Below are 16875 nucleotides of genomic sequence, written 5' to 3'. Positions count from 1 at the left end.
CAAGGCATGGCAAAAGACCTTTCGTGGCAAGTGGCGGGCGATGCCGGCAACCTGTTGCACATCGGCGCCTGGCGGTTCGAAGGCGATGGCAGCGGCCCCTGGGTGCACCTGCAAGCGGGCGTGCATGCCGATGAGATCGCCGGGATGTTGGTGTTGCACCAACTGCTGCCACGTTTGCAGGCGTGCCAGGACCAAGGGCGTTTGCGCGGCACCGTGACGGTGGTGCCGCAAGCCAATCCGTTTGGCATCGGTCAGTTTCGCCAGGGCAAATTGCTCGGGCGTTTTCACGAGGCCACCGGGCAGAATTTCAACCGTGGCTTCGACCATTCGCTGGCCCAGGCACGCCCGGCCAACAACTTCGCGCAGTGGCAAAAAAACCTGGTGCAACTGGCGCAGGACGCCGACTTGGTGCTGGACCTGCACACTGACGATGAAGCGCTGCCGTACCTGTATATCCACCGCAGCTTCTGGCCGGAACAAGGTCTGGCGTTGGCGGCGGCGCTGCAGGCCGAGGTGGTGATCGTGTGGGACGAGGGCGGCGATGGCGCGTTTGAAGAAGCCATCATTCACCACGGAACGCCGCGCTTGGCCGCCACTGTCGAGTTGCGCGGCCAGGCGGATGTCAGCGACGTGCTGGCCAAGCAGGACGCCGATGGAATCTGGGCATGGTTGTGCATCAATGGTGTGATCGATGAAGTGGCTGTCATCGCCGAGTGGCAAGGCGAAGTGGTCGACATGGGGTGTATGGAAACCGCTCTGGCGCTCTGCGCCGGGGTGCTGGTGTTCGAGAAAAACCTCGGCGATCAGGTGCAAGAGGGCGAGTGCTTCGCACGGATAATCGGGCGTCCTGGCGACGCCCATTCCGAAGTGATCCTGCACGCCGTACAAGCGGGGCGCATGGTGACCCGTCACCGTGAACGCCTGGTGGCGCAGGGGGCAGTGGTAGCGAAGTTCACCGGTACGCGCCTGTCCGACAGCTACAGCGGCGGAGTGCTGGACCCGTAGTCGTAGGCGAGGCTGGACACATTCGGAATTGAGAAGTGCTGGAACAAATTCGTACGTCAGGATCACACAAGGGAGGACAACGGCCATGGATTATTCCCGCGCCGACAACCCACTCCTTTACCTTGGCCATTTATGCTCATCACATCCTCCAGCCAATCCAGCGCTACGGCAAACAGTGTCTCAGTGCGGGAAAAACGGTCGCAAAAAAACGCTGATCCGCACGTGTACAGTGATCACAAGGCCGCGTTCAGCGAGCGCGTGACAAGCGACCTGAACAACGGCCGCCTCGCGCCTGATGCCAATGCCATGGTCGATGCCGTGTTGTACCCGGGTAAAGCGACCTTGCCCAAAGTGCAGGTCAAGACATTCGCGGTCAATGGCATCCAGGCGAACGACATTCTCTTCATACAGCGTGTACCCCCGGTGCCCGATGGCCCGAATATCGTGCTGTATGTGCCGGAAAAAGATGGTGGCTCCTTTCAAGCGTTCAACACTCGCGAAGAAATGAACACCTGGTTGAAAACCCTCGCGGGTGATCCCCAACGCTTGGAGGCATTCGCCAAGCACTTCGCAGAAAGCGGATACCCAGGCAGGACGCAAAGCGTCCTCGACACGATGGCCCAGTTCAAAAACAACGACATCAATGCCGTGGTCGGGCCCTTTGCCAATGAACACAGCGATATCTTTGGCCGCCTGGACAAAGGTGCATCGGCACCACCGGTGTCGGTCAATGGGTTGAGCAACCTTAAAACGGAGCGTGAGTCGCCAGAGGGACGTGTGCTGTATTCCGGTCTGCGGCCGGACGGTGAAAAAGTCTATTTCCAGTTTGACGCCTATGGGAATTTGTTGGGCGATGGTGACAAAGGCAATTTCTATTTCTTGAACAACGGCGTGAACAGCGGCCGGCCGCTGGTGCCTCTTTCGGAACAAGCGTTCAAGCAAAAGGTTACCAATCAGTCCCTCGACAACGTGGGCGCCAATGATATTCGCGGGTTCTACGATGAGCTGCTCAATCACCTTGAGCACCCATTTTCCGGCTTGGGTGAAGCGTTGCAGGTGTTCGGCGTCAACCAAAATACCGCTGATACCGTTGAACGCTACTTCGATAACCCTTTCAGCGCACTCCTGTTGGACCTGAACAAAAACAACCAGATCGGCAACGTATTCGGTGTCGATAAGCCGACCATGGACGGCGTGCTCAAGGGCGTGGGTGACGTCGCCCAGGGCTTTGTGCCTGTTTATGGTCAAGCCCGGGGGCTCGCGACGCTATTGACGAAGGCTATTCACAATGAGCCGATGACGGACCAGGAAGTTCGCGACCTGGGCGATGCGCTGGGCTTGAAACCGGACAGTCCGGCCAGGAAAAACCTGCCGATGCCTGGGTCGCCCGGTAAACCCGCAGGATCATTGCCGGGTTCCAAGACGGCTGAAGTGAACACGCCGACTGAAAATACGCCTGTCACTGAGGTTGAGGAGCCCTCACCGGCAGCCCCTTCTGCAACGCCCCAATACCCGGGTTTCAGAAGCGTTTCGTTCCAGGGAGAAAATCGTTACTTCGCAGCTGAGACGCCGGATGCGGGCGATGGTGAGCACTACCTGCTGCGAGTCAAAGACCCGAATGATCCGGCCCGATTGGTCAGCAGCGGCATCATTGCCAAGCCAGACAATACGGGGGGCTGGGTACGCAGAGGTGTCAGTGGCGGAGGTGGCAGCAGTTCAAAATCGGCCGCGCCGCAGGCATCCGCAAGCGGCGGTGGCTCGACGGGCTTCCTGGAAAACCTGCTGAAACAGCGTAACGAGACGCCTGGGGCAACGCCCGGGATCACGTCTGTCGCCCAACTCCAGGCTGAGAATTTTCCCGTACCTGCCAGGATCTATCGGGCTCACACCGGGACCGAAAATCCATCTGTTACCGGCCTGCGTCGTGCCGCAGGCACAACAACGTCGGGTGATGACTACCTGGCGGCAATTATCAAACACACGGCACGCCAGGGCGGCAGCAATGGCGAGGTCATGTCCTTCAGTACCCGTGAGATGAAGGCAGAAAGTTTCGCCAGGCAGTACTCCACCAACAACAACAAAGTGCCGGTTTACACTGTGGACACCACCCAAGACCCCTCCGCGTTTCGAACCGTGCCCGATATCATCCTTAAAGATGGGGAGCGCCTGGTGAGGGAAGGGAAAATAACCAAGGCGACCTTGCTCCAGGCTATCGATAAAGTTCAGCTCAACGAGCAGGAGGTATTTTATGTGAAGGGCGACGTGCCCCCGCAGTATCTGATTCTCTAGCTGTGCAATGCATCGGCCTGGTGTGCCAAGTCCTTGAAATCACTGCTGCTGCACCCACTCCCGCGGGCTGGTGCCGATCTTGCGTCGAAACGCCCTGGCCAGCGCCGATGGGCTTTCATAGCCCACTTCATCGGCAATCAGCGCGATGGGCCGGCCTTCGCGCAGGCGTTTCTGCGCCAGGCTAACGCGCCAGCTCAGCACATAGTCGGCCGGGGTCTGGCCGACGACTTTGTGAAAGTACGCGGCGAAGCTGGCGCGGGACATGTTCGACTCCACGGCCATTTCCTGCACGGTCCACGGGCGTTCCGGATGGTTGTGCAGCAAGGTCATGGCCCGCGCCAGACGCAGGTCGGCCAGGCCCGACATCATCCCTGTGGTCATGCTGTGCTCGGCCATCATGTGGCGCAGGAACTGGATCACCATCAATTCGAACAGGCGGTTCATCACCGCTTCGCGGCCACAATGCTCGGCGAAGGCTTCGCTGAACAACCAGTCGAGGGTGCCGGCAATCATCGGAATCTGGTCGAGGGGCATGACGATGGTGTCGGTCAAGGCTACTGACAACGGGTTGTCCAGGCCGCCGTCGAAGCGCAATGAGGCGGCAACCACCTGGGCGCCGTCCTCCGCGCTCGCCAGTAGCCGATGAGGCAGCGGGCGGGGCACCAGCACCAGGCTGGGCTTGGGAATGCGCAACGGCCCGTCGGGCATGTCCAGGGTGGCCTGGCCTTCCTTGAGCAGGTAAACCCGGCCGCGTTGCTGCAGGTCCCGGGTGTCGATGGCGCCGCGCAGCGGGCCACTGTGGAAGGTATCGGCACCGATGCCGAAGTGCACGAGCAGGGTGGACAAACGATCCATGACTCACCTGAGTGTAAATAATCTGTTTAGACGATCTGCGCCATATCGTCGACTAATAGCCTCCATTTGTAAATTCGGTTTCGGCATCATGGCTCCACGTTCAACGCCTTGAGCGCCTAACCCAACGGAGCAAATGCCCATGAAAACCTTCAAGTTCTCCCGTGTTGCCGCCGCCCTGTTCACCGGCGCACTCGCCCTTGGCGCTGCCTCTGCCAGCTTCGCCGATACCCAGAAAGCCACCGTGGTGCTGGTGCATGGCGCCTTCGCAGACGCCTCCAGCTGGAACGGCGTGATCGCCGGGCTCAAGGCCGAAGGTTATCCGGTGGTTGCTGTGGCCAACCCGCTGCGCAGCGTGAAGACCGACTCTGACTATGTGGCCGATATCGTCGAACACACCCCCGGCCCGGTGATCCTGGTTGGCCATTCCTACGGTGGTTCGGTGATCACTAATGCCGTACACGGCAGCGACAAGGTCAAGGCCCTGGTGTATGTCGCCGCCTTCGCCCCGGAAAAGGGCGAGACCGCCTTTGAACTGTCTGGCCGCTATCCGGGCGGCACCCTGGGGCCGACCCTGGACAAACCGGTGGTGTCCGGGGACGGCGTGACCGACCTGTATATCCAGCAGGACAAGTTCAACAGCCAGTTCGCCGCCGACGTTGCGCCGAAGGACGCACAACTGATGGCTGCCGGTCAGCGTCCGATTACCGAGGCCGCACTGAAGGAACCATCGGGTGATCCGGCGTGGAAAAAACTGCCGTCCTACTTCATATACGGTTCAGCCGACAAAAATATTCCCGAGGCTGCGCTTAAATTCATGGCGGACCGTGCCGGCTCCAAGGAAACCATCGACATCAAAGGCGCCTCCCACGTGGTGATGGTCTCCAACCCCGCGCGAGTGGTGGCAATCATCAACGATGCGGCCAAGGCCAATGCTCAATGAAATAGGCCCCTCAAGCCCACGGCCTGAAACCCGATGCCGCATTCTGTCTGACAGGATGCGGCGTTTTCATTGGGGCGGGCTCGCACCTATCGATCAAAATGCGAACCGCGCAACTTCAATCGGCGCATCGCACTGTCCAGATGGGCCCGCGCGCTGGCCGGATCACCTTCGCGCATCTGTGAGGAGGCCAACTTTGCCACCTGTGGATCGATCGGTTTTAGCACCCCGCCGCAGGCCATGGCCTTGAGTTGTACCTGGGCGGCACGTTCCAGGTAATACAAGTCATCCCAGGCTTCGGCGATGTTGGGCGCGGTTACCATCACGCCGTGGTTTTTGAGGAACAATACGTCGGCGTCGCCCAATTCCGCTGCAATGCGCTGGCCTTCACGGTTGTCCAGGGCCAGGCCGTTGTAGTGCTCATCCACCGCCGTGCGCCCGTAGAACTTCAACGCGGTCTGCCCCAGCCACAGTAGCGGTGGGCCTTGCAGCAGGCACAGCGCAGTGGCATTGGGCATATGGGTATGGAACGCCGCCTTGATGCGTGGCTGCTGCTGGTGCAGTTGGGCGTGGATGTAGAACGCAGTGGCTTCCGGCGTACCGTCGCCATCAATCACGTTGCCGGCGTAATCACACACCAACAGATGCGAAGCGGTGATTTCCTCGAAGGCATAGCCGAACGGGTTGACGAAGAACAACCCGTCATGCCCCGGCACCGTGGCCGAAAAGTGGTTGCAGATGCCTTCTTCCAGGCCATGCAGCGCCGCCAATTGCAGGCAGGCGGCGAGCTCTACCCGGGCTTCGATGGCGGCAACCGTGTCGAGGTTGAAGCGCCCGGCGTGGGGGCCGAGCGAGGAGGGTGTGAACGTGTGGGCCATGGCTTACCACCCCAGGGACTTGAACAGCTCGGGCACGCCGTCGAGGGTTGGCAGGGTTGCGTCCGGCGTGTAGTCGGCGAGCAGTTGCCGGCCGGTGCCACGGTCGATCCACACGCAGCGAAAGCCGATATCCCGCGCGGCGGCGTGGTCCAAATGCGGGCTGGCGCAGATGTGCACCACCTGGTCGAGGCTCACCCCAAGTTGCGCATGGGCATGGTCGAACAAGCGGCGATCCGGCTTGTAGGCTCCCGCCTGCTGCGCGGTGATTACGCGGTCGATATACCCACCCAACTGCGCGACATTGCCGGCAATCACGTCATCGTCGGTATTGGAGACGATGCACAGTTTGTAACCCTGCTGCTTTAACTGCTTGAGCGTGCCCAGCACCTCGGGGAACGGCGGCATGGCACCGATGCTGTCGGTCAGGATGGCGGCATCGTCAGGGCTGGCGCTCAGGCCCAGTTCTTTGAGCGCCAATTGCAGACTCAGCCCGGCCAAGGTGCGGAAGCTGCGATGGGGCGGCGTTTGTTCCAGCGCGTGTTCGTGGTGGTCGTAGACGCTGATCAGGGTCTCGCGGTCCACCTGGTGGTCGCCCTTGGCCTCCAGGATCCGGTCGACGGCGGCGCGCAGGCCTTCATCCCATTGGATCAATGTGCCGTAGCAGTCAAAGGTCAGCCAGAGCGGGCGAGGGGAGTGTTCGAGCGGCATGGGGTTCACCTGTTGTGTCGTGAGTGATGGAGACAGCATAGAAAGCGTGGCTGTCAGTTGGAAATTAAATTAACATCTGTATCACAGTTGAATAGTCGATATGAAGGCCGCCGCCATGTTTGATCTGGAACTGCTGCAAACCCTGGTCTGTGTCGTGGACGAAGGCAGCTTCACTCGCGCCGCCGAGCGGGTGCACCGCACTCAATCCACGGTCAGCCAGCAGATTCGCAAGCTGGAAGAAAACGTCGGTCAGGTGTTGCTGGTACGCGACCGCTCCGGTCAACAGGTCAGCCCCACGGAGCATGGCGAGTTGCTGACCCACTATGCCCGCCGTTTGTTGAACCTGTCCCGCGAGGCTCGGGATGCGTTGAACACCGAAACCCACGTGGTCCCTGTACGCCTGGGCGTACCTGAAGATTTCGATGCCACGCGCATGGCCTCGATGCTGTCCGGTTTCGTGCGCGCCCGGCCTGAAGCGCGACTGGAAACGGTCAGCGGCATGAGTACCGATCTTCGTCGGCAACTGGAGGCCGGCGAAATCGATGTCGCCCTGATCAAGCGCGAAGCCGGCAGCGGCGAGTGCCATGGCAGCTGGCCGGAGTCGTTGGTGTGGGTGTGCGGCCAGCACCAGGACCTGCAGGTTGAAACCCTGCCATTGGCGCTGTTCCCCCAAGGCTGCATCTACCGCCAGCGTGCCATCCGCACCCTGGACAAGGCCCGGCGCAGCTGGCGCGTGGCGTTCGGTAGCCACAGCCTCACGGGCATCCAGGCGGCGGTGGCGTCCGGCTTGGGCGTCAGTATTTTGCCCACCAGCGCGGTATTGCCCAGCCACCGCATCTGCACGGAGTTGCCGCCGGTGCCGGCCTCGGAACTGGCATTGATCAGCAGCGCAGAGCGCTTGAGTGCCACCCACCGCAGTTTGATCGACTGTCTGCGCGAAGAGCTCTCACGCGCCCCGAGTGCCCAGGAGCAAGCGTTCCAGTTCGGGCACCGGTAAGGGCCGGCTGAACAGATAACCCTGGACCTGATCACACCCGGCCTCTTTCAAGAACGCCAGTTGTGCCGGGGTTTCCACGCCTTCGGCCACGGCGCGCAGGTTGAGGCTGTGGGCCAGCTCGATGATCGTGCGGGCAATGGCAGCGTCCTGGGGGTTGGTGGTGACTTCGCGGATGAAGGCGATATCGATCTTCAAGGTGTCCAGCGGGAAACGCCGCAGGTACGCCAGGCTGGAATAGCCAGTGCCGAAATCATCGATGGCAATTTTCACGCCCATGTCGCGCAGGCGCTGCAGGCTGGTGATGGTGTGCTGGGTATTTTCCATCAAGGAGCTTTCGGTGAGTTCCACTTCCAGCCATTCAGGCGCCACGCCGGCATCGGCCAGGCACTGGCGGATGTCGGCAATCAGGTCGCCTTCGATCAATTGCTGGCCAGACACGTTCACCGACACCTCGATGGCCCCGATGGCGCCGCGTTGCTAGGTTGCGATCTGCTGGCAGGTGTGTTCGATCACCCAGCGGCCCACGGCAACGATCAGGCCCAGTTGCTCCAGGATCGGCACGAACACTGCTGGCGACACCGCGCCATACCCCGGCCGCTCCCAGCGCAACAAGGCTTCCAGGCCACACACTTGGCCGTCGGCCACTGCTCGCTTGGGTTGGTAGTGCAGTTGGAACTCACCGGCGGTGACGGCCTGGCGCAAGGCATTTTCCAGGTCCAGCCGTGCCAGGTCGTGCACGTTCATCTTCGCGGTTTCGGTGCCGCGCTCGCGCAGTTGCTGTTCGAGCATCAGGCTGTGAGTTTTCAGTTGATCGCCATAGGTTTTCAGGCGCAGCAGGTTGCGCACGCGCAGCCACAGCTCCACACGCTCCACGGGTTTGCTGATGAATTCTTCGGCCCCCGTCTGCAGGCCGCTCAGGCGCGCGCTGGGTTCACTCAGCGCCGAGAGCATGATGATCGGGATATTCGCCGTGGCCGGGTTGTTCTTGAGACGGTTGGCCACTTCGTAGCCGTCCATGCCCGGCATCATGATATCCAGCAGGATCAGGTCGGGGGGCTGCTTTGCCACCAGGACCAGGGCCTCTTCGCCGCTGGCAACGCTGTGGGTGTGGTAGCCCTCGTATTGCAACAGGGTCTCCAGCAGTTTGCGTACCGGAAGTTCATCGTCGACGATCAGCAGCGTTGCCATTGTAGGTTCATCCAGGGGGTGGGGAGAGCAGCAGCGTGTCGATCACCTGATACAGCGCCTTGTAGCGCAGCGGTTTGATCACATAGGCGTCGCAGCCCGCCCGGCGTGTCTTCTCGCGGTCTTCCTTCATGGCCATCGCGGTCAACGCGATCACCGGGATATGTGCTGTGAGCGGGTCGTTTTTAAGCAGCGCCGTAGCGGCCAGACCGTCCATGCCCGGCAACTGGATGTCCATCAGGATCAGCGCCGGTTGCTGTTCCCGGGCCAGGGTCAACCCGGTTTCGGCATCGGCGGCCCACAGCACGCTATGGCCGGCAGTCACCAACAACAAGCGGGCCAGGCGCATATTGGCCTCGTTGTCTTCCACGATCAGGATGCAGGCCATGGTACCTGCGCCTCCAACGCTCGGTGCAGCGGCAGCCACACCACAAAGCAAGCACCCAGGCCTTCGCGGCTGGCCACTGCGACACTGCCGCCGTGCAGCTCGGTGAGCTGCTTGACCATCGCCAGGCCCAGCCCGGTGCCTTCGAATTTGCGTGCCAGGCTGCTGTCGATCTGGCTGAACGCCTGGAACAACTTGCCCATGTCGTCCTGCGCGATGCCCAGGCCTGTGTCGCTCACGCTCAACTCGAGGAACTGTTGCTGCGCACTGGGTTGCAGTTCAAACCCGTGCAGGGGCCAATCACCGGCAATGTGCCCAACCTGCCCACGGCTGACTTCACGCACCGCCAGGGTCACGCAACTGCCGTGTTCACTGAACTTCACCGCATTGGCCAGCAGGTTGTAGACGATCTGCTTGGTCTTGCGCAGGTCCAGTTGCAGCAGGCCCAAGTCATCGGGGCTGTCGAGTTTTAACTGAATACGCTGCAGCGCGGCTTTCTCCCGCACGATCAGCAGACTGTTGGCCAACAGCGCGGCCAGGTCCACGGTTTCCAGCTCCAGGCCCATCATGCCGGCCTCGACTTTGGACAGATCGAGGATGTCGTTGATCAAGGACAGCAGGTGTTGGCCGCTGGTGAAAATGTCGCCGATGTATTCGCGTTGGGTGTCGCTCATCTCGCCCACCAGTCCATCCTTGAGCGCTTCGGAAAACCCGATCACCGCGTTCAATGGGGTGCGCAGCTCGTGGGACATCGTGGCCAGGAACTCGGACTTCATGTGGCTGGCGTGTTCCAGTTCCAGGTTCTTTTCCTCCAGCGCCCGCTCGAAACCTTTGCGCTCGGCTTCTTCCTGCTTGCGGGCGGTGTTGTCGGTGCCGATCAACAGGTAGCCGATGATCGTGTCATGGCGGTTGCGCAGGGCCGTGACCGACACCATGGCCGACAGGCGACTGCCGTCCTTGCGGATGTACGTCAGCTCGTAGATGTCCTCGATACCCCGCGAAGCCTTGAACACCAGCGCTTCGAAGCCCGGGGTGATCGGTGTGTCCAGTTCCCGGCTGAGGGCGGCTGCGCGGGTGATCAGCTCGGCCGGATCGGAGATGTCGGCCGGGGTGATGCGGTTGACCACGTCGGCGGCCGCATAGCCGAGCATGCGTTCGGCGCCGACATTGAAGATCTGGATCACCCCTTTTTCATCGGTGGCGATGCTGGAGAAATAAGCGCTGTTGAAGATGGCGTCTTGCAGGGCGCCGGTCTTGAGCAGGGTTTTCTGACGTTTGAACTCGACGATCTTTTCGGCGCGTGATTGCGGCAGGTCGGTGGGGCGTGTGTCCATCGCGGCGATGTTCCGTGGTATCAGGCCCGCCATCGTCAACGGCGATGGCGCAGAGCGTGCTCACAGAAGATCGCCACAGGGCGACGAGGAGGAGATGAGGTCACTGGACCTTAGCAGAGTTTATGGCGTTTTGATGGCGGGCTACACAGGGCGGATGACAGATATTTCATCCAACTGCACGTGATGAAACGTTTAATCAAACGATAAACGGCACACGCAAGCGCTTGCGTAAGGAAATGTAACTGGCATAGAGTCGGCAGCACTCGACAACAAAAATAATAAAACCAGGAGCTCATTCATGAGCCTTGAACCCTTGCTTGAGATGCAGGGCATCAGCAAAACCTTCAACGGTGTGCGGGTGCTCAAGTCAGTCGGCCTGAAGGTCTACCCCGGCGAAATCCACGCCTTGATGGGGGAGAACGGCGCCGGCAAATCCACGCTGATGAAAATCCTTTCCGGCGCCTACCAGGCTGACCCCGGTGGTCAGATCCACATCGACGGCCAGCCCGTCGCCACCTTCGACCCCGCCAGCGCCAAGACCCACGGCATCGCCGTCATCTACCAGGAACTGAGCCTGTGCCCCAACCTCAGCGTGGCCGAGAATATCTACCTGGGCCGTGAACTGCGCCGTGGCTGGACCATCGACCGCAAAGGCATGCAGGCCGGTTGTGTAGACGTGCTGCACCGCCTGGGCGCCGAGTTCAAGCCGTCGACGTCGGTCAGCAGCCTGTCGATCGCGGAGCGGCAACTGGTGGAAATCGCCCGCGCCTTGCATGGCAATGCCAGGGTCCTGGTGATGGATGAACCCACCACGCCGCTGTCCTCCCGCGAGACCGACCGCCTGTTCGCGTTGATCAAGCAACTGCGCAGCCAGGGCCTGGCGATCATCTATATCAGCCATCGCATGGCGGAAATCTACGAGTTGTCCGACCGCGTTTCGGTGCTGCGTGACGGCCAGTACATTGGCGAGTTGACCCGCGACGCACTGTCGGCCGAGGTGCTGGTGAAAATGATGGTGGGGCGCGACCTGTCCGGCTTCTACAAGAAGGAACACGCCGCCTACAACCCCGGAGACGTGGTGATGCGCGTGCGCGACATGGCCGACGGCAAGCGCGTGCGCCACTGCAGTTTTGACCTGCACGCCGGTGAAGTGCTGGGCATCGCCGGGTTGGTCGGGGCAGGGCGCACCGAGCTGGCGCGGCTGATCTTCGCCGCTGACCCGCGCACCAGCGGCACCCTGGAAGTGGTGGGCAAGACCGTCACCCAACTGCGCACCCCGGCCGACGCAATCCGCGCAGGCGTGGTGTACCTCACCGAAGACCGCAAGGCCCAGGGCCTGTTCCTCGATATGAGCGTGGCCGACAACATCAACGTCTGCGCGTGCGTGCCGGATGCCCATGTCGGTGGCGTGCTCGACCGCAAGCACGCGGCGCAGCGCTCCAGGGACGCGATTCAGTCACTGTCGATTCGTGTGGCGTCGGGCAAGGTCAACGTCGGTGCCTTGTCGGGCGGCAATCAGCAAAAGGTGCTGCTGGCGCGCTTGCTGGAGGTCAAGCCCCACGTGTTGATCCTCGACGAGCCCACCCGTGGCGTGGACATCGGTTCCAAGTCCGAGATCTACCGCATCATTAACCAACTGGCGCTGGCCGGCGTGGGGGTCGTGGTGATCTCCAGCGAGCTGCCGGAAATCATCGGCACCTGCGACCGCGTGCTGGTGATGCGCGAAGGCCAGTTGGTGGCCGAAGTCGGCGGGGCATCGGGCCACGCCATTTCCCAGGAACGCATTATTGACCTCGCCACCGGTGGCGATCAGGTGGTTGCCCATGGCTGAGTTGAACATTGCACCAACAGGTAAGGCAGAACGCGCACGTGAACTGATGCGCACGGTGGGCATGTTGCCGGTGCTGGTCCTGTTGCTGGTGGGGTTCGCCCTGGCCAGCGAGAACTTCATGACCGTGCAGAACCTGTCGATCATCACCCAGCAGGCCTCGGTCAATGTGGTGCTGGCAGCGGGCATGACCTTTGTGATCCTCACGGCGGGTATCGACTTGTCTGTCGGTGCAATCCTGGCGGCGTCCGCTGTGGTGGCGCTGCAGGTATCGCTGTCGCCCCAGTTCGGCATGTTCGGGATTGCTGCGGGTATCGGCTTCGGCCTGTTGCTGGGACTGGTCAACGGCGGACTGATCGCGTTCATGCGCCTGCCGCCGTTCATAGTGACCCTCGGCGCGCTGACCGCCATGCGCGGCCTGGCCCGCTTGTTGGCCGACGACAAAACCGTGTTCAACCCCGACTTGCCGTTTGCCTTTATCGGCAACGACTCGATCCTCGGCGTGCCGTGGCTGGTGGTGATTGCCGTGGCAGTGGTGGTGCTGTCGTGGTTCATCCTGCGCCGCACCGTGATGGGCGTGCAGATCTACTCGGTGGGCGGCAACCCGGAAGCGGCGCGGCTGTCGGGGATCAAGGTGTGGAAAGTGCTGCTGTTTGTCTACGCCATGTCCGGCGCCCTGGCCGGGCTGGGCGCGGTGATGAGCGCTTCGCGCCTGTTCGCCGCCAATGGCCTGCAACTGGGCCAGTCTTATGAGCTGGATGCGATTGCGGCGGTCATCCTCGGCGGCACCAGTTTTACCGGTGGCGTCGGCACCATCGGCGGCACGCTGATCGGTGCCCTGATCATCGCGGTGCTCACCAACGGCCTGGTGCTGCTGGGGGTGTCGGACATCTGGCAGTACATCATCAAGGGCATCGTGATCATTGGCGCGGTGGCGCTGGATCGTTATCGCCAGTCCGGTGCGCGGACCTGAATCGACTCCCCTAACAATCACAAGAGAGACCGGTATGAACCTCAAACGCATCTTTCCCGTTGTCGCCTTGGCTGCCCTGATGTCCCAGGCCGTAGAAGCCCGCGAACTCAAGGCCTTGGGCATCAGCATGGGCTCCCTGGGTAACCCGTATTTCGTGACCCTGGCCGATGGCGCAACCGCACGAGCCAAGGAGCTGAACCCCAACGTCAAGGTCACCTCGGTGTCGGCGGACTATGACCTGAGCAAGCAGTTTTCGCAGATCGACAACTTCATTTCGTCGAAGGTCGACCTGATCCTGCTCAACGCGGTAGACCCGTCTGCGATGGCGTCTGCGATCAAGAAAGCCCGTGACGCCGGGATTGTGGTGGTGGCGGTGGACGTGGACGCCAAGGGCGTGAACGCCACGGTGCAGACCGACAACGTCGAAGCCGGCAAGTTGGCCTGCCAGTTCCTGGTGGACAAGCTCTCGGGCAAGGGCAACGTGATCATCCAGAACGGCCCGCAAGTGACGGCCGTGACCGACCGCGTGAAAGGTTGCAAAGCCGCCCTGGCCAGTGCGCCAGAGATCAAGGTGCTGTCCGATGACCAGGACGGCAAAGGCTCCCGCGAAGGCGGCCTGAACGTGATGCAGGGTTACCTCACGCGCTTCCCGAAAATCGACGGCCTGTTCGCGATCAACGACCCGCAAGCGATCGGCAGCGACCTGGCGGCCAAGCAGCTTAAGCGCAGCGGCATCATCATTACCTCGGTGGACGGCGCACCCGACATTGAAAACGCGTTGAAGACCCAGACCCAGATCCAGGCATCCGCCAGCCAGGACCCTTGGGCCATGGCCCAGACTGCTGTGAACGTGGGCAACGACATTCTCAATGACAAGGCCCCGGCCGAAGCGGTTACCCTGCTCACGCCAAAACTGATCACCCGTGACAACGTCGGTACGTACAGCGGCTGGTCGAGTCAACATTGATCCACTAAAAAGGAGGTAGCAGCGTCGTGGTCACCATGGATGACGTGGCAAGCAGGGCGGGGGTGTCGACGTCGACCGTGTCCCATGTGCTCAACGGCACCCGCAAAGTCAGCCCGGCCACCGTGCAGGCGGTACAGCGTGCGATCCAGGAACTGGGTTACATCCCCAACACCCTGGCGCGCTCGCTGGCGCGGTCGAGCACCAGCACGATTGGCGTGGCGATCTCGGCGCTGTCCAACCACTACTTCAGCGAAACCGTGCACGCGATCGAAACCGAATGCGCGCGTCACGGTTACATGATGTTGTTTGTCGACCCCCACGACGACCCGGAGCAGGAGCTGCGGGTGGTCACGGCGCTGCACCATCGGCGGGTTGATGGGATCTTATTGGCCCCGTCGACGGGCTCCTTGGCCCTGGATTATTTGCAGGCCAACGAGGTGCCGACGGTGCTGGTGGACCGCATGATGAGTGAGCGGTTTGACCAGATCGGCGTGGAGAACACCCAGTCCACCCAGGCGCTGGTCAGCCATTTGATTGAACACGGCCACCGACGCATCGGCTTCATCGCCGGGCGTGCGGGGCTGGGCACCACCGATGAACGCGTGGCCGGCTACCGCCAGGCGTTGCACGCGGCCGGCCTGGTCTTTGATCCGCAGTTGCTGGTCAACGGCGGCTCCAGCAGCGAGCCGGCGCGGGCCGCCACCGCGCACTTGCTGGCCCTTGAGATGCCGCCCACGGCGATCATGGCCGGCAACAACCTGATGACCCTCGGTGCGATGCACGCCCTGCGTGATGCGCGCATCGAGGTGCCAGGGCAAATGGCCCTGGTGGGCTTCGACGATTTTGACTGGGCGGATTTCTTCGTGCCGCGCCTGACGCTGATTGCCCAGCCTGTGCAGGCCCTGGGCACCCGCGCGGTGCATCTGCTGCTGCAACGCATGGCCTCACCCGACGCGCCGACCCAGAGCCTGCGCCTGGCACCGACCCTGCAACTGAGGCATTCATGTGGCTGTACTGGATTGGAATGACACGCGTATGAGCACACCCATTTCCCTCGGCATCGACCTCGGCACCTCGGAACTCAAGGCTATTTTGATGGACCTTGATGGCCGCGTATTGGCCCATGCCGGCGCGCGCCTGAGCGTGTCGCGGCGCCACAGCGGCTGGTCCGAGCAGAACCCAGAGGATTGGTGGCAAGCATGTATGCAGGCCCTGGCGCAACTGCGCACCCATCCGGCATTTACCCGCGTGGCCTGCATCGGCCTGTCGGGCCAGATGCATGGTGCGGTGTTGCTGGGGGACGATAACCGGGTGTTATACCCGGCAATTTTGTGGGATGACGCCCGCGCCGTGGCCGAAGCCGAACAGCTGGGCCCGGGCTTTGCCGACGTCACCGGCAGCTTGCCCATGGCCGGGCTGACGGCGCCGAAACTGCTGTGGCTGCAACGGCATGAGCCGCAGGTGTTCGCGGCGATTGACTGCGTGCTGTCGCCCAAGGACTACCTGCGTTTGCGCCTGACGGGCGAGCGGATCAGCGAGATGTCCGATGCGGCCGGCACGTTATGGCTGGACGTGGCGAACCGCCAATGGTTCTCCCCCATGGTACGGGCGACGGGCCTGGCCCCGGAGCAGATGCCACGGTTGATCGAAGGCGGTGCTGCGAGTGCGCAATTGACTGCACCCGAGCTGGGTTTGTCGACGCAGGTGGTGATTGCAGGCGGTGGCGGCGACAACCCGGTGGCCGCCGTCGGCATCGGTGCGATCAATGCCGGCGATGGTTTCATCACCCTGGGCACCAGCGCGGCGATTGTCGCGATCACCGATCATGCGGCCGGTAACCCGGCGAGTGCCGTGCACAGCTTTTGCCATGCGCTGCCAGACCGCTGGTACACCATGGGCGCGATGCTGGCCGGCGCCAGTTGCCTGCGCTGGGTGACGAGATTGACCGGAACGGCGGATGAGCTGACGTTGCTGGATCAAGTGCAGGCGCAATTGCCGATTGGGCAGCCGGTGCCGTTGTCGACCCCGTTGTTTTTGCCCTACCTGGCGGGTGAGCGCACGCCGCACAATGATCCTTTGTTGCGTGGCGGCTTCATGAACCTGAGCCATGACTGCACGCCCGCGATGCTGGGTTATGCGGTGATGGAGGGAGTGGGATTTGGCCTGCTCGATGCGTTGCGCGCAGTGCAATCGGCCGGGGCCGACGTCGGCGCTTGCGCCCTGGTGGGCGGCGGCGCACGCAGTGAATATTGGGCGCAATTGCTGGCCAATATCCTGCAGCGGGAGATCTTCACCCTGCACGGCAGTGAACTGAGCGCGTGCATCGGTGCGGCGAAACTGGGCTTCCTGGCCATCGGGCAGGGCGCGGATCTGCTGCAAGCGGGAATGCCCGTAAAGGCGCGGTACGTGCCGGATGCTACTCAGCACGAAGTGTTGGCAGCGCGCTACCACCAGTTCCAGGGCTTGCTCGCCGCCGCCAAGTCCCTGCACGAATAAACCGCCACCGCTCACCTGTAGGAGCCGGCTTGAACTGG

Annotated in this window: 14 protein-coding genes and 1 pseudogene; 9 read left to right on the top strand and 6 right to left on the bottom strand. The window is 62.0% G+C overall.

All coding sequences use genetic code 11. The features are described 5' to 3' along the window. The first annotated feature begins 6 nt into the window (after positions 1 to 6). Together HX792_RS23275 and HX792_RS23270 are read left to right on the top strand one after the other, a co-directional pair. Positions 7 to 1005: a succinylglutamate desuccinylase/aspartoacylase family protein gene (locus HX792_RS23275; RefSeq protein ID WP_176998290.1), complete on the top strand. Its 999-nt coding sequence runs from the start codon at positions 7 to 9 to the stop codon at positions 1003 to 1005. 132 nt (positions 1006 to 1137) lie between these two features. Further along, complete coding sequence (locus HX792_RS23270; protein WP_176998289.1) at positions 1138 to 3294, top strand: dermonecrotic toxin domain-containing protein; 2157 nt, start codon at positions 1138 to 1140, stop codon at positions 3292 to 3294. A gap of 39 nt (positions 3295 to 3333) precedes the next feature. On the opposite strand, the gene HX792_RS23265 is transcribed toward HX792_RS23270, so the two are convergent. Next, complete coding sequence (locus HX792_RS23265) at positions 3334 to 4149, bottom strand: AraC family transcriptional regulator (protein ID WP_176998288.1); 816 nt, start codon at positions 4147 to 4149, stop codon at positions 3334 to 3336. Between the two features lie 139 nt (positions 4150 to 4288). Between HX792_RS23265 and HX792_RS23260 the strand changes: the two genes are divergently transcribed. Continuing rightward, positions 4289 to 5089 carry an alpha/beta fold hydrolase gene (locus HX792_RS23260; RefSeq protein ID WP_176998287.1) on the top strand — a complete coding sequence of 267 codons (801 nt, stop codon included), beginning with the start codon at positions 4289 to 4291 and terminating at the stop codon, positions 5087 to 5089. A gap of 86 nt (positions 5090 to 5175) precedes the next feature. Here HX792_RS23260 and HX792_RS23255 read toward each other — a convergent pair whose 3' ends face one another. Next, positions 5176 to 5964 carry an aldolase gene (locus HX792_RS23255; protein ID WP_176998286.1) on the bottom strand — a complete coding sequence of 263 codons (789 nt, stop codon included), beginning with the start codon at positions 5962 to 5964 and terminating at the stop codon, positions 5176 to 5178. A 3-nt stretch (positions 5965 to 5967) separates the two neighbouring features. After that, the gene (locus tag HX792_RS23250; RefSeq protein ID WP_176998285.1) at positions 5968 to 6672 is read right to left on the bottom strand and encodes a haloacid dehalogenase type II; all 705 of its coding nucleotides are present in this window, start codon (positions 6670 to 6672) and stop codon (positions 5968 to 5970) included. Positions 6673 to 6787: 115 nt separating this feature from the next. Between HX792_RS23250 and HX792_RS23245 the strand changes: the two genes are divergently transcribed. Further along, positions 6788 to 7669 (top strand): LysR family transcriptional regulator, encoded by an 882-nt coding sequence (locus HX792_RS23245; protein ID WP_176998284.1) that lies wholly within the window; start codon positions 6788 to 6790, stop codon positions 7667 to 7669. Here the strand turns inward: HX792_RS23245 and HX792_RS23240 are convergent. From HX792_RS23240 to HX792_RS23230, 3 genes and pseudogenes are all read right to left on the bottom strand, one after another. Beyond that, positions 7619 to 8857 (bottom strand): annotated as a pseudogene (locus tag HX792_RS23240) (EAL domain-containing protein). The gene HX792_RS23245 and the pseudogene HX792_RS23240 overlap by 51 nt on opposite strands. Positions 8858 to 8864: 7 nt before the next feature. Next, positions 8865 to 9242, bottom strand: a complete 378-nt coding sequence (locus HX792_RS23235) for a response regulator (protein ID WP_176998283.1) — start codon at positions 9240 to 9242, stop codon at positions 8865 to 8867. Next, complete coding sequence (locus HX792_RS23230; RefSeq protein WP_176998282.1) at positions 9227 to 10573, bottom strand: HAMP domain-containing sensor histidine kinase; 1347 nt, start codon at positions 10571 to 10573, stop codon at positions 9227 to 9229. Before HX792_RS23230 ends, HX792_RS23235 begins: the two co-directional genes overlap by 16 nt. A 298-nt stretch (positions 10574 to 10871) precedes the next feature. Between HX792_RS23230 and HX792_RS23225 the strand changes: the two genes are divergently transcribed. The 5 genes from HX792_RS23225 to xylB are packed head-to-tail and all read left to right on the top strand — an operon-like array spanning position 10872 to position 16837. Further along, complete coding sequence (locus HX792_RS23225; RefSeq protein WP_176998281.1) at positions 10872 to 12404, top strand: sugar ABC transporter ATP-binding protein; 1533 nt, start codon at positions 10872 to 10874, stop codon at positions 12402 to 12404. Further along, entirely contained in the window at positions 12397 to 13374 is a 978-nt protein-coding gene (locus HX792_RS23220) for a ribose ABC transporter permease (protein WP_176998280.1), read from the top strand. Before HX792_RS23225 ends, HX792_RS23220 begins: the two co-directional genes overlap by 8 nt. Before the next feature lie 34 nt (positions 13375 to 13408). Further along, on the top strand, positions 13409 to 14341 hold the full coding sequence (locus tag HX792_RS23215; protein WP_176998279.1) for an ABC transporter substrate-binding protein: 933 nt from the start codon (positions 13409 to 13411) through the stop codon (positions 14339 to 14341). Between the two features lie 26 nt (positions 14342 to 14367). Beyond that, positions 14368 to 15369 (top strand): LacI family DNA-binding transcriptional regulator, encoded by a 1002-nt coding sequence (locus HX792_RS23210; protein ID WP_176998278.1) that lies wholly within the window; start codon positions 14368 to 14370, stop codon positions 15367 to 15369. A gap of 7 nt (positions 15370 to 15376) precedes the next feature. Further along, positions 15377 to 16837 carry a xylulokinase gene (xylB, locus tag HX792_RS23205; RefSeq protein ID WP_176998277.1) on the top strand — a complete coding sequence of 487 codons (1461 nt, stop codon included), beginning with the start codon at positions 15377 to 15379 and terminating at the stop codon, positions 16835 to 16837. The last annotated feature ends 38 nt before the right edge of the window (positions 16838 to 16875 follow it).

Origin of the sequence: Pseudomonas sp. B6002, assembly GCF_013385985.1 — a bacterium.
Classification (GTDB): Bacteria; Pseudomonadota; Gammaproteobacteria; order Pseudomonadales; family Pseudomonadaceae; genus Aquipseudomonas.
Note: the sequence above shows the minus strand (reverse complement) of the source record. Positions and strands in the feature narration are given on the sequence as shown.

Coding starts and splice junctions, on each gene's coding strand:
- HX792_RS23275 (WP_176998290.1), top strand. CDS start 7: ATGGCAAAAGACCTTTCGTGGCAAGTGGCGGGCGATGCCGGCAACCTG.
- HX792_RS23270 (WP_176998289.1), top strand. CDS start 1,138: ATGCTCATCACATCCTCCAGCCAATCCAGCGCTACGGCAAACAGTGTC.
- HX792_RS23265 (WP_176998288.1), bottom strand. CDS start 4,149: ATGGATCGTTTGTCCACCCTGCTCGTGCACTTCGGCATCGGTGCCGAT.
- HX792_RS23260 (WP_176998287.1), top strand. CDS start 4,289: ATGAAAACCTTCAAGTTCTCCCGTGTTGCCGCCGCCCTGTTCACCGGC.
- HX792_RS23255 (WP_176998286.1), bottom strand. CDS start 5,964: ATGGCCCACACGTTCACACCCTCCTCGCTCGGCCCCCACGCCGGGCGC.
- HX792_RS23250 (WP_176998285.1), bottom strand. CDS start 6,672: ATGCCGCTCGAACACTCCCCTCGCCCGCTCTGGCTGACCTTTGACTGC.
- HX792_RS23245 (WP_176998284.1), top strand. CDS start 6,788: ATGTTTGATCTGGAACTGCTGCAAACCCTGGTCTGTGTCGTGGACGAA.
- HX792_RS23235 (WP_176998283.1), bottom strand. CDS start 9,242: ATGGCCTGCATCCTGATCGTGGAAGACAACGAGGCCAATATGCGCCTG.
- HX792_RS23230 (WP_176998282.1), bottom strand. CDS start 10,573: ATGGACACACGCCCCACCGACCTGCCGCAATCACGCGCCGAAAAGATC.
- HX792_RS23225 (WP_176998281.1), top strand. CDS start 10,872: ATGAGCCTTGAACCCTTGCTTGAGATGCAGGGCATCAGCAAAACCTTC.
- HX792_RS23220 (WP_176998280.1), top strand. CDS start 12,397: ATGGCTGAGTTGAACATTGCACCAACAGGTAAGGCAGAACGCGCACGT.
- HX792_RS23215 (WP_176998279.1), top strand. CDS start 13,409: ATGAACCTCAAACGCATCTTTCCCGTTGTCGCCTTGGCTGCCCTGATG.
- xylB (WP_176998277.1), top strand. CDS start 15,377: ATGAGCACACCCATTTCCCTCGGCATCGACCTCGGCACCTCGGAACTC.